The sequence below is a fragment of the Rhizobium sp. KNZ2-6A genome (genome assembly GCF_056755475.1).
On sequence record NZ_JBNDIC010000040.1, the window covers coordinates 50,306 to 62,854 of the forward strand.

9 protein-coding genes are annotated in these 12,549 nt (G+C 59.3%); 2 read left to right on the forward strand and 7 right to left on the reverse strand.

Features of this window, described 5'->3' with window-relative positions:
• The first annotated feature begins 55 nt into the window (after nucleotides 1–55).
• Nucleotides 56–3,091: a D-2-hydroxyglutarate dehydrogenase YdiJ gene (ydiJ, locus tag ACPYOP_RS24020; protein ID WP_481412784.1), complete on the forward strand. Its 3,036-nt coding sequence runs from the start codon at nucleotides 56–58 to the stop codon at nucleotides 3,089–3,091.
• Between the two features lie 84 nt (nucleotides 3,092–3,175).
• On the opposite strand, the gene ACPYOP_RS24025 is transcribed toward ydiJ, so the two are convergent.
• The gene (locus tag ACPYOP_RS24025) at nucleotides 3,176–4,279 is read right to left on the reverse strand and encodes a saccharopine dehydrogenase family protein (RefSeq protein WP_481412785.1); all 1,104 of its coding nucleotides are present in this window, start codon (nucleotides 4,277–4,279) and stop codon (nucleotides 3,176–3,178) included.
• 138 nt (nucleotides 4,280–4,417) lie between these two features.
• Here ACPYOP_RS24025 and ACPYOP_RS24030 point away from each other — a divergent pair, with 138 nt between their 5' ends.
• Nucleotides 4,418–4,849 carry an Lrp/AsnC family transcriptional regulator gene (locus ACPYOP_RS24030; RefSeq protein ID WP_481412786.1) on the forward strand — a complete coding sequence of 144 codons (432 nt, stop codon included), beginning with the start codon at nucleotides 4,418–4,420 and terminating at the stop codon, nucleotides 4,847–4,849.
• Nucleotides 4,850–4,858: 9 nt separating this feature from the next.
• Here the strand turns inward: ACPYOP_RS24030 and ACPYOP_RS24035 are convergent, their stop codons facing one another.
• The 6 genes from ACPYOP_RS24035 to arfA form a co-directional block, all read right to left on the reverse strand.
• Nucleotides 4,859–5,683 carry an ABC transporter ATP-binding protein gene (locus ACPYOP_RS24035; protein ID WP_481412787.1) on the reverse strand — a complete coding sequence of 275 codons (825 nt, stop codon included), beginning with the start codon at nucleotides 5,681–5,683 and terminating at the stop codon, nucleotides 4,859–4,861.
• Nucleotides 5,680–6,669 (reverse strand): ABC transporter ATP-binding protein, encoded by a 990-nt coding sequence (locus ACPYOP_RS24040; RefSeq protein WP_481412788.1) that lies wholly within the window; start codon nucleotides 6,667–6,669, stop codon nucleotides 5,680–5,682. The genes ACPYOP_RS24035 and ACPYOP_RS24040 overlap by 4 nt, the downstream gene beginning before the upstream one ends.
• Before the next feature lie 2 nt (nucleotides 6,670–6,671).
• The gene (locus ACPYOP_RS24045; RefSeq protein ID WP_481412789.1) at nucleotides 6,672–7,529 is read right to left on the reverse strand and encodes an ABC transporter permease; all 858 of its coding nucleotides are present in this window, start codon (nucleotides 7,527–7,529) and stop codon (nucleotides 6,672–6,674) included.
• A gap of 3 nt (nucleotides 7,530–7,532) precedes the next feature.
• Complete coding sequence (locus ACPYOP_RS24050; protein ID WP_481412790.1) at nucleotides 7,533–8,537, reverse strand: ABC transporter permease; 1,005 nt, start codon at nucleotides 8,535–8,537, stop codon at nucleotides 7,533–7,535.
• A 117-nt stretch (nucleotides 8,538–8,654) separates the two neighbouring features.
• Nucleotides 8,655–10,556, reverse strand: coding sequence for an ABC transporter substrate-binding protein (locus ACPYOP_RS24055; protein ID WP_481412791.1), 1,902 nt, complete (start codon nucleotides 10,554–10,556; stop codon nucleotides 8,655–8,657).
• A 191-nt stretch (nucleotides 10,557–10,747) separates the two neighbouring features.
• On the reverse strand, nucleotides 10,748–12,256 hold the full coding sequence (gene arfA, locus ACPYOP_RS24060; RefSeq protein WP_481412792.1) for an arabinosylfuranosidase ArfA: 1,509 nt from the start codon (nucleotides 12,254–12,256) through the stop codon (nucleotides 10,748–10,750).
• Nucleotides 12,257–12,549: the final 293 nt, after the last annotated feature.

Consider the following 12,549-nt stretch of genomic DNA (forward strand, 5'->3'; position numbering starts at 1 on the left):
TTTAGAAGGCGGAAATGCTCTAATGATCGGATAAAACGCCGAAAGCCTTCATATCATGATACCACGCCTCGTTTCGGCGAAAGATAACTTGCGACACCAGATCGGCGCGCTCCGGCGCCGGCTCGCTGCGCTTGGCTTTCAAGGCGACGTGGAAACGGATGAAGGCGCGCGCACCGTCGCTTCGACCGACAACTCCATCTACCAGGTCAAGCCAGCGGCACTTCTCTATCCACGCGGCGCCGGCGACCTGAAAATCATCGCCGCAGCCATATCGGAGCCTGCCTTTTCCGACCTTGCCATCGCACCGCGCGGCGGCGGGACCGGGACCAACGGTCAATCCCTGACATCAGGTATCGTCGTCGACTGCTCCAGGCATATGAACCGCATTCTGGAGATCGATCCTGTTCGAAAGATCGCCCGCGTCGAGGCTGGCGTCGTCAAGGACCAGCTGAACAAGGCGCTCAAACCATACGGGCTGTTCTTCGCACCCGAACTTTCCACCTCCAACCGCGCCACGATCGGCGGCATGATCTCCACCGATGCCTGCGGCCAGGGCTCATGCCTCTACGGCAAGACCAGCAACCATGTTCTCGGCCTTCGCGTGGTGCTCTCAGATGGCAGCGATTGGTGGTCGCGCCCGCTCGCCGAGGCCGAGTTGGAGGAGATCAAAGCACGCGACGACCGGATCGGCGAAATTCACCGAGTGGTCGATGCGATCGCCAGGGACAAAAGCGAACTGATCGCGGCGACCTTTCCGAAGCTCAATCGCTACATGACCGGCTACGATCTCGCCCATATCAGGCGCGAGGACGGCCGTTTCGATCTCAACGCCGTACTGTGCGGATCGGAAGGCACTCTTGCTTTGATCGCCGAGGCCGAACTCAATGTGCTGCCGATCCCGGCGCAAGCGGCCCTGATCAACATCCGCTATGACAATTTTAACACGGCGCTCGAGGATGCCCGGCGACTGGTGGCGCTGAAGGTCGCCTCTGTCGAGACGGTCGACGAGAAAGTGCTGAGCCTGGCAAAGGGCGACATCGTCTGGAGCGGCATCGCCCACTTCTTTCCGGAGGACGCCTCCGGCTCGGCCAACGGCATCAATATCGTCGAGGTGCTGGCCGACGATCGCGATGAGCTAGAGCCCAAGCTCGCAGATGTCATCGCCGCGCTTGATGACCGCTCTTCAGCACGCCACAAGGGTTATACAATCGCACGCGAAAAGGCCGAGATCGAAGCAATCTGGTCAATGCGCAAACGCGCTGTCGGCCTGCTCGGCAATGTCGAAGGGCCGGTGCGGCCAGTGCCCTTCGTCGAGGATACCGCCGTTCCGCCCGAGCATCTGGCTGCCTATATAAGGGAATTCCGAGCGCTTCTCGATGCCGAAGGGCTGGATTACGGCATGTTCGGCCATGTCGATGCCGGCGTGCTGCATGTCCGCCCTGCGCTTGATCTTACTCGCACCGACCATCAGCCGCTCATCCGCAAGATCAGCGACGGCGTCGTTGCCCTCACCCGCAAATACGGCGGCGTGCTCTGGGGTGAACATGGCAAGGGCGTGCGCTCGGAATATGTGCCAGCCTACTTCGGTGACCTCTATCCCAGCCTGCAAGACATCAAGCGCGCCTTCGATCCGGACGATCGCCTCAATCCCGGCAAGATCGCCTCGGCCTCGTCCCGCCCGCTGCTGAAGATCGATGAAGTATCACTGCGCGGTGACTTCGATCGCGTCATCGGCAACGATATCCGCGCCGCCTTCGATAACACCGCTTATTGCAACGGCAACGGCGCCTGTTTCGATTTCGACGCCACAAGCCCGATGTGCCCGTCCTTCAAGGCGACGGGCGATCGGCGCTATTCACCGAAGGGCCGCGCGGCGCTGATGCGTGAATGGCTGCGTCTGCTTGCCGAGCGGCAGATCGATCCACGGCGCGAGGCGGAGGTGCTACGCCGCGCCAACCCTTTCGGCAATCTCTTGCGGCGGACGGTCAACTCGCTCAATCCGGCCAATCGAGACGACTTTTCCCATGAGGTGCGGGCGGCGATGGACACCTGTCTCGCCTGCAAGGCCTGCGCCGGTCAATGTCCCGTCAAGGTCAGCGTCCCGGCTTTCCGATCGAAATTCCTCGAGCTCTATTACGGCCGCTATGTCAGGCCGTTGAAGGACCCGATCGTCGCTGCCATCGAGACGACCCTGCCAGTAATGGCGCGCTTCAAGCCCGGTTACAATCTACTGACCGGGTCCCGCGCCGGCCAGGCATTGATGCGGCTTGCCGGCCTTACCGCGCTTCCGACCATGCCTGCAATTTCGCTCAACCGGGAAGCCGCTCGTCTCGGCGTGCGGATCGCCACGTCGGAACGTTTGGCGAAGCTCTCTATGGAGGAGCGCGCCCAAGCGGTCGTCATCATTGCCGATGTCTTCTCCACCCATTTCGATCCGGCTGTTGTCATCGCCACGCTCAAGCTCGCCGTGAAAATGGGCATCAAGCCATGGCTCGCTGCCTCGCAGCAGAACGGCAAGGCCCTGCATGTGCATGGCTATCTCGGTCGCTTCGAGAAGGCGGCAACGAAATCCCGTGATTATCTCGATCGCATCGCGCAAATGGGCATCCCGCTTGTCGGCATAGATCCCTCGATGACGCTGACCTATCGCAGCGAATATGCGGCCCTGCCCCCCGCTCGGCTGAAAGCGCCGGTACTGCTGCTTCAGGAATGGCTCGCGGCCAATCTCGACCGATTGCCGCTGCCGCAAACCTCGCCTAGGGAGCGCTTCACGCTGCTTGCCCATTGCACTGAAAGAACGAACGCTCCGGCTGCCCTCAAGCAATGGCCCATGCTTTTCGACAAATTAGGGGTCAAGCTCGATATGGCCGATGTCGGCTGCTGCGGCATGGCCGGCACCTTCGGCCACGAAGTGCGCAACCGCGCCATCTCGGAAAAGCTCTATGCGATGAGCTGGCAGGACAGGATCGCCGAGAACGGTAATCAAACCATCGTCATGGCGACAGGCTTCTCCTGTCGTTCGCAGGCCGCCAAGATCGATCGCCAAACCATACCGCACCCCGTCGAGATCCTTGATCGGTTGATTGGTTAGCCTCCATAAGGCAATTTCCAACGGCTAAAACACATGTGGCGCCCGAAGGCGCCACATCTGAAAAACAACAAGAGGAATAGCCGCTTAGACGGCTTCTCTCATCCTGATCTTTTCAACGCTATAAACCTGTCCGAAGCGATTGGCGAGGAAATCGCCGAAATCGATTTCTTCCTGGCAGACGAAGCCTTTGGCGGGTAGCTTGCCCTGCGCCAGCAGATCGAGCACGGTGGTGATGCCAGCGGCGGTGGTGATCTGGATGGCGCTCATCTTCTTGCCGGCGACGATGCCCGCATAGACCTTGTTGGCATAGGTCTCCTGCATATAACGGCCCTCACGCCAGCCGCAGACGGTGACGAAGACGACGACCACATCCTGCATGGTTGCCGGCAGCGCGTTTTCGAAGAGATCCTTCAGCACGTCGCGGCGATTCCTGAGGTTCAGGTCGTTGAGCAGCGCCTTGATGATCGCCTGGTGGCCGGGATAGCGGATGGTGCGGTAGTTCATCGTGCGCACACGGCCGGCCAGTGTCTTGGCGAGCGTGCCGAGGCCGCCGGAGGTGTTGAAGGCTTCATAGGTGACGCCGTCGAGCGAGAATTCTTCACGCTCTTCCATGGCCGGTACGGTGACGAGCTTGCCTTCGACGATCGCCTCGCAGGGTTCGATATATTCGTTGATGAGGCCGTCAGTGCTCCAGGTCAGATTGTAGTTCAGGGCGTTGGACGGATATTGCGGCAGAGCGCCGACGCGCATGCGCACGCTGTCGAGGCTGTCGAAATGCTTGGTAAGATCATTGGCAACGATGGAGATGAAGCCCGGGGCCAGCCCACATTGCGGGATGAACGCAGTGTTCGCGCCCTGGGCCAGCTCTTCGACCTTTTTCGTGGTGGCAACGTCTTCAGTGAGATCGAGATAATGCACGCCGGCCTCGAGTGCCGCTTCCGCGACGAAGCCTGTGAGATGGAATGGTGCAGCCGACAAGACTGCAAACTTGCCCTTCAGAACGCCGACGAGCCCGGCGCGATCGGCAATGTCGACAGCGGCGGTGGAAATCGCAGGGTGACGGTCGACTTTATCGAGCTGTTCCTGGCTGCGGTCGGCGACAACGACCCCGTAATCGCCCGTTTCAGCCAGCATCAGAGCGATCGCCCCACCGATCTTGCCCGCGCCGATGACCACTATGTCTTTCATATGACTCCCCTGCATTTCATTGATAAGATTTTTATAAGTGTAGGCAGGAGCTGAACGATTCATAGCGACGAAAAATGCATTTCGTTGTATGAATTCATACAAAACGACGAAGCGATTTTACAAAGTGCAGGAACCGCCATGCAGGTTACCGATAAGGACCGCGAATTGATCGCCTTGCTCGGCCAGAATGCCCGCATGCCGGTGGCGACGCTCGCCAAAAAACTCTCGCTGTCGCGCACCACCGTTCAGGCGAGGCTCGAACGGCTGGAGCGGGAGGGCGTGATTTCAGGCTATGGCGTGCGGCTGTCGGAGGCCTATCTTTCCGGCCTTATCCGGGCGCATGTACTGATTACGATCGCGCCAAAGGCACTGTCGGCGGTGACGGCGTCACTGGGTGCGATCCCGGAGGTAACGACACTTCATTCGGTCAGCGGCACCTTCGATCTGATCGCCATCGTCGCGGCGCCATCGATCTCTGAGCTGGATCAGCTGATCGACGAGATCGGCACGATCGACGGCGTCGAGCGCACCTTGTCGTCCATCATCCTTTCGACGCGAATCTCGCGTTGAAAACGAGGATCAGCCGAGCGCTGCCGGCTCCAGCTCGGGCGTGGTGGAAAGGACTGCTTCCTTCAAAGCCCGCGAATAGGGATGCTGCGGATTGTCGAGGACGGCGCGTGCACCGCCCTGCTCGACGATCTCGCCCTTCTTCATGATGATGATGCGATCGCTGATGTAGTAGGCGGTCGCCAGATCATGGGTGATGTAGATGATGGAGAGCCCGAGCTCCTTCTTCAACTGGCTGAACAGGTTGACGATCGCCATTCTAAGGGAAGCGTCAACCATCGACACGGGCTCGTCGGCCACCAGCAAGCGTGGCTGTGGAATGAGCGCCCGGGCGATGGCCGTTCGCTGCAACTGGCCGCCCGACAGCTCATGCGGAAATCGCCCTTTCACCTCGGCAAGCGTCAAGCCGATATGGGCAAGCGCTTCATCGGCCATCCGCTCGACATCCGCCCGACTTGGCCGCACTCCGGTCGGCGCAAAATTTCTTGCCGTCTCAAAAAGATATCGGTCGACCCTCTTCAGCGGATTGAATGCCTCGAACGGGTTCTGAAGGATCGGTTGAACTTCGCGCATAAAGGCGCGGCGCTCGGATCTGCCATGAATGGCAACGGGTTTGCCACGAAAATTCAAGTTACCCGATGTCGGTGCCGTCTGGCCGAGGATCATCGATGCGATGGTGGATTTGCCCGAGCCCGACTCGCCGACGATCGACAGGATCTCCGGCGCCTCTCCCAAGCTCAGGCTGACATCGCGCACCGCCACTATCTGCCGTCGGCTGAGCATACCGCCCTGACGATAGACCTTGCTGACATGCGAGAGTGAAAGAAGATCGCTCATCGCCCTCCTCCCGTCACCGCGAAGCAGGCAACGCGCCGATCCGGTTCGACCGTCACCATGGGCGGCACTTCGCGGCTGCAAATATCCATACGCTTCGGACAGCGTGGATGAAAACGGCATCCTTCCGGCGGCATGGCGAGATTGGGCGGCCGCCCTTCAAGCGAGGGGCGCGTCGAGGCATCGCCGATCCGCGGCAGGCTTGCGACCAGATGCTGCGTATAGGGATGCAAGGGCAGCTGGAAAAGCTTGCGCGTCGGCGCCTCCTCGACCAGCCGACCGGCATAGACGATGCCGATGCGATCGGAGACGGCGGCGTGAACGCCCATATCATGGGTGACGAACAGGAAGGACGAACCCATCTCGCGCTGTATCTCGCGGATCATCTGCAGGACATCGCGCTGGACGATGACGTCAAGCGCCGTCGTCGGCTCGTCGGCGATGATGAATTCCGGCGTCAGGATGGTCGCAAGCGCGATCGTCATGCGCTGGCGCATGCCCCCGGACAACTCATGCGGATAGGCATCGAGGAGATGGGCGTCGAGCTTCAGCCGCTGGAGATGGGCGCTCACCCGGTCAAAAAAGGTGGCGCGATCGACTTTCATGTGGCGGAAGGCAAAATCCGTGAACGAGTAACGGATGCGCCGCACCGGATTGAGCACGTTCATCGATCCTTGCATGATATAGGACAGATACCGCCAGCGAAGCGACGCCCGCTGCTCCGGCGTCATCGCATAGATATCCTGCGTTCCGCCATTGAAGTGAAATTTGACAGCACCGGAGACGACGCGAAGCGGCGGCCGGATCGCGCCCGCAATCGTCTTGATCAGCGTCGTCTTGCCGCTGCTCGATTCACCGGCAACCCCATAGATCTCGCCGCGGCCGATCGACAGGCTGACATCATCCACCGCGCGCACTTCGCGATCAACGCCAAAAAGGAAGGCCCGGTAATATGCCTTGAGGTTGTTGACCTCGACGACAGCGTCCATACCTAGCCTCCCATCCGGTTCAAACGACTGCGCGGGTCGTTGTATTCATTCATCGACATCGACAGCAGGAAGAGCGCCATGAACAGCACCACGATGGCGGCGACGGGTGCGGCGACCCACCACCACATGCCGGCGATGAGCGCCGAATGCGCATTGGCCCAATAGATCATCATGCCCATGGTCGGCGTTTCGATGTCGGTGAAGCCCAACACCGAAAGCGTGATCTCCATGCCGATCGACCAGATCATATTGTTCATCGTCGTGGCGAAAACGATCGGCAGCACATAGGGCAGATGCTCCTGGACGAGGATCTTGCGCATGCTCATGCCGGAATAGATGCTCTGTGTCGTGAAGGGCCGCGTTTTCAGGCTGATCGCCACCGAACGGATGAGACGTGCGTCATAGGACCAGCCAAGCGAGGCCATGACCACGATCAGCACCGTCCATGTCATCTCGTCCTTGAGCACGAAATAGAACAGAATCAGCAGCGGAAACTGCGGAACGACCATGATGCTGTCATTGATCGCCATCAGCACGCGATCGACGGTGCCGCCGGCATAGCCGGCCACCAGCCCCACGACCAGCGAGATGATACGGGACAGGAAGGCAACGCCGATGCCGAAATAGAGCGTGTTGCGAAGCGCGACGGCGAGCTGCCAGAAGACATCCTGGCCGCGCGATGTGGTGCCCAGCCAGTATTGCCCATCCGGCGGCATGTCGGGTGGCAGCAGATAGAGGTCGGAAGGGCCGTAGGGCGAGAAATAGGACAGGATCACCATTCCGACGATCACGGCAAACAGCAGCAGACCGCAGAGGAATTCGGCATTCTGGCGAGCAAGGTCGCGAACGATCGTCAGCATGGCCTATTCCACCTTGATGCGCGGGTCGATCAGCGGACCCAATATGTCGATGATGAACACGGCTGCGGCGACGCCGACAATCGACAAAGCGCTCAGCCCCAGAACAAGGCTGTAATCGCCGGCATGGACGGCCGAAATCAGAAGATTGCCGATACCAGGATAGCCGAAGACGATCTCGGTGATGACGGTGCCGTTGAAGACGGCGCCGAGCGACATGGCAAGGCCGGTAAACTGCGGCACCATGGCGTTGCGGGCGATGTAGGAGCGCAAAATCCTGCGCTTCGGCACACCGCCGAGCTCGGCGAAGACGACGTAATCCTCGGTGATGATATTGGAGACCAGCGCCCGCATGCCGATGAGCCAGCTGCCTGTCCCGACAAGGATCAGGGATAGCGCCGGCAGGAGGGAGTGGCGCAGGATATCGAGCACCAAAGCAAAGGAGAGCTGCAGATTGGTGTTCATCTCATAGCCGCCATTGATCGGCAGGATCGGCCAGATATAGCCGAAGAGGATGATCAGCACGAAGGCCAGGATATAATAGGGTATCGGCTGCATGGCGATGAAAACGAGACTGACCGCCTTCAGCACCATATTCTTGCGATAATAGCCCGCCAGCGCGCCGATCATGTTGCCGATCAGGAACGTGATGATTGTGGAAACCGTCATCAAGCCGATGGTCCAGGGCAGCGCCCTTGCGATGATGGCGGAAACCGGCGTCGGAAATGCCGAGAGCGACGGCCCGAGATCGCCTGTCGCAAGGCGTCCCCAGAAATGCAGATATTGCTGCCAGATCGAGCCTCCGACACCGTAGAGTTCCCGCAGGGACTCGCGCATCAGTTCGACGGCGCGGGGATCCGATTGCCCCATCTGCTGAATGGCACCGATGCTTTCCTCGACCGGATCGATCGGTGTCAGATGCGTGATGAAGAAAGTCGCTGATATGCCGAGGAAGACGACGAGCAGAAACTGGCCAAATCGTTTCAATACGAAAACTGGATAGGACGTCATTCCGTCGTTTTCCTTACTGCTCGCATTTCATCTCTTATCGAAAAGATCGCCGGACCCGTTTCGCGCCCGGCGACAGGTGCCTGACGCGGCGCATCTGCCGCGTCAGGGTTGGGAGAATTAAGGCTGCGCCGGCTTGAGCTTCACCATCATCAACCGCGAGTTCGCCCAATTGGGAACGGGGTCGGTGTAGGGATCTGCTATCGTCGGGTAACCCTTCCAGTAGGTCGTATCCATCGACGTGAAGACGTTATACGACATCAGCGGGATGGTCGGCATTTCACGGGTGACCAGCTTCAGATAGTCCTTGCCGAGCTCGATACCCTTAGGATCATCGGCGCTGATGCCGCGGATGTTCTCGATGATCTTGTCGAGTTCGGGATTGGACCAGCGCTGCCAGTTGCGCGGCGCCTGGTTCTCACCCTTCTTGGCGACGAACTCGGAATGCCAGCTATCGAGAAAGAAGGACAGGTCGGGATCGCCGCCCCATGTCTCGACGCTCCAGGCGATGGCAACCTGATAGCTGCCGGGCTGCAGTCCCACTTGCCAGAGACTTGTCGTGGGCGCCGCCTTGGAGTCGATCCCGAAAGCCGCCCATTGCTGGGCAATCAGCGTGCCGGCGCGGGTGAAGACCGAGCGGGTATCACCCTCGACCGACAGGCGGATCTTAAAGGGCTGTCCGTCGGGGGTCATCCATTTGCCACCGACCTTCTTGAAGCCCGCCTTTTCCAAAAGCTCGGCCGCAGCCTGCGGATCGGGCTTCCACCAGCCGTAGCCGAAGGCCGTGCTGATGGCGGCCGGATCCGTCGGGATCTGATCCTTGTATTTCGGCTGCTTGCGCAGGATATCGGCGATCTGCTGGCCGACCGTCGGATCATATGGCTTGATCTTGCGCTTGCCGGTATCGATCTCGAAGTTCTTCAGCCAATCCTGCATCGGCGCCTGATAATCCGTCATGGCGATTGCCGTCGGCGGAACCCCGAGCGCGGAAAGCGTCGCCGCGCCGCGGTAGCTTGCCATATCGACAGCCTTGATATCGATCAGCAATGCCAAGGCCCACCGTACATCGGGATTCTGGAACAGCGGGTCCTGGTTGTTGAAGATCACGGCAGGTAGGGTCGGATCCGGATGGGCGAAGGGGAAGCCGGGGAACCAGCTGTCGACGGTCTTCGACTTTTCCTTCAGCGTGAACATGCCTTCCGGCGTGTTGTCGTGGATGATATCCAGATTGTGCTCGAGCTGCGCGATGGTGCGCTTATCCGGCGGGCCGGGATCGACATAGCTGACGTATTTCGGAGCCGGCTCGCCAAAGCGTGCCAGGGAGGTGCGCTGCCAATCGTCACGCTTCTCCCAGGTATACCATTTGCCCTGTGGATCGTAGGCCTTCAGCTTGTAGGCGCCGAGCGAGACGGGATTGGCATTATCATAGCGAACCGGATCGGCGACCTTCTCGAAGACATGCTTCGGCATGATCCACGCGCCATTCCAACGAACGGTAAAGATCGCATGGAAGCGCGAATTCGGCTTTTTCAGCTTGAAGACGACGGTATAGGGGTCCGTCGCCTCGATGCTGGCCACCTGGACCGAAAAGGCCGCGCTCCAGTTCATGCCCGGATGATCCATCTGCGTCTTGACGGTATAGACCACGTCGTCAGCGGTGAACTCGACGTCGTCGCTCCAATAGATGCCCTTGCGCAGTTTCACCGTCATCTGGGTGAAATCATCATTATATTGCGGCTTGTCGGCGGCGAGGGAATTGTCCCAGGTCGAACCGCCCAGGCCCTTTTCCGGATCAATGTACCAAAGCGTATCCATGGTCAGCTGCTGAAGGCCGGTCGAAACGCCGCCGCCGCCATTGACCCAGATATTGAACCAGCCAGGGTTCTTGATCGTTCCCTCAGGGTTTTCGACGATCAAGGTCTCCTTGCGAGGCAAAGAGGTATAGTCCTGAGCCTTGGCTGCCGCGACGAGGCCGAACGTGGCCAGTGCGACACCGAAGGCAAGCTTCTTCCACTGCTGCATGATCTCCTCCCATTTTTATCGACTATGCGGCGTACCCAAACGACGGGAAACGGACCGCGACGTTCACCCCTTTTCCCGGCGGGCCGCGCAAGCTGCGCGGCAACCAGGCCTGCTACGGGTCGTCAGCCGCCTCCTCGCGACCTGTCGACCAATTTCTCTGCCGGGGCATATCGGCCCCCGGCTGCCGCCTGTCACACGGCCAGCCGGATCACCGTGTAGGACAAAGGCTTCAACGTGGCACGAAGCCGGCCATCCTCGATTTTAGCGTCTCCGCTGTTGGTCGGGACGACGGCGTTCGGCTGCGCCGCCGTGTTGACCGCCCGCAGATCGCTGTGAACCATCTCATGCTGTTCGACAACGCGGGCTCCGGCAAAGCCTTCGAGACGGGTGTCGAGGTCGAGAGCGCTGTCGGGATGACGGTTGACGGCGAATAGCGTCACCATTTTACCCAGCTCGTCGTGGACGGCCGACACGTCGAGATAGGGCACGTCGTCGGCCTCGTCACTGTCATAGGTCGGGCCATCGGTGATGAGGCGCAGCGCATAACCGCGGCCATATTTCGAGGCGAAATAGAGCGGGTAATAAATGGTCTGCCGCCAGGCCGGACCGCCGTCTTCCGTCATGATTGGCGCGATGACGTTGACGAGCTGGGCTATGCAGGCAATGCGCACGCGGTCGGAACGGCGAATGAACGTATTGAGGATGCCGCCAACCTGCAGCACATCTTCGAAATTATAGACGTCCTCGAGCAGATGCGGCGCATCCGGCCATTCATCGCGGGCAAGGATCTCCTTGTCCTGCTGGTTGGAATGGTACCAGACATTCCATTCATCGAAGGAAATGCCGATCGTCTTCTTCGACCGCTTCTTCGCCTTGATATAGTCGATGACGCCGCCGATGGTGACGATATAGCGGTCGAGCTTTTCGGCCTTGGCCAGATAGTTGAGCGTATTCTTCTCGCGATTGGCGAAATACATGTGCAGCGAGATATGATCGGCGCTGTCGTAGCACTGCTCCAGAACCTGCGCTTCCCAATCGGGATAGGTCTTCATGTCGGAATTCGATGAGCCGCAGACGACCAGCTCCAGAGATTTGTCGAAGCCGCGCATGGCCTTGGCGGTCTCGTCGGCCAGGCGGCCATATTCATAGGCGGACTTATGACCGACCTGCCAGGGACCATCCATTTCATTGCCGAGGCACCAGAGCTTCACGCCGTGCGGATCGGACCAGCCGTGCTTGCGCCGCAGATCCGACCAGTAGGTGCCGCCCGGATGATTGCAATATTCGAGAAAGTTGCGAGCATCGTCGAGACCACGTGAGCCGAGGTTGACGGCGAGCATCGGCTTGGTATTGGCCTTCTTGCACCAATCGACGAATTCGTTGACGCCGATCTGGTTGCTCTCGCGGGTTCGCCAGGCAAGATCAAGGCGCACGGGGCGCTCGGATCGTGGCCCGACACCGTCTTCCCAGTTATAGGCGGAAACGAAATTGCCACCGGGATAGCGGCAATAGGGCGAATTCAGCTCGCGGACCAGCTCGATGACATCCTTGCGAAAACCATTCTCATCGGCAGTCGGGTGACCAGGCTCGTAGATGCCACCATAGATCGCTCTGCCCAGATGCTCCAGAAAAGAGCTGTAAAGTCGATCGTCAATGTCGGCAATTCGGAAATCACGATGGACGGTCACATGCGCCTTCACGGCCTTCCTCCCATATATATCAAATATCTCGTTCTTATACCTTGATCTTGATATACTTTTGGAAGGTCGTCAACGCTCCCTCGATGGAAAACAGCCTGAAGATCGCGATGATGCACGCCCTTCAGTAGGAGAAGTGGTGCAAAAACAAAATCTTATAAAAAATACGGCTTATCGGAAATTTATCTCGATCTTACGCTATATATCATAATTTCTGATACAGAACTATGCCAGATCGACGCGCATCAGAATATCGCGACCATAATTGCCGAAGCCGCGACCGAAAATATTGACGC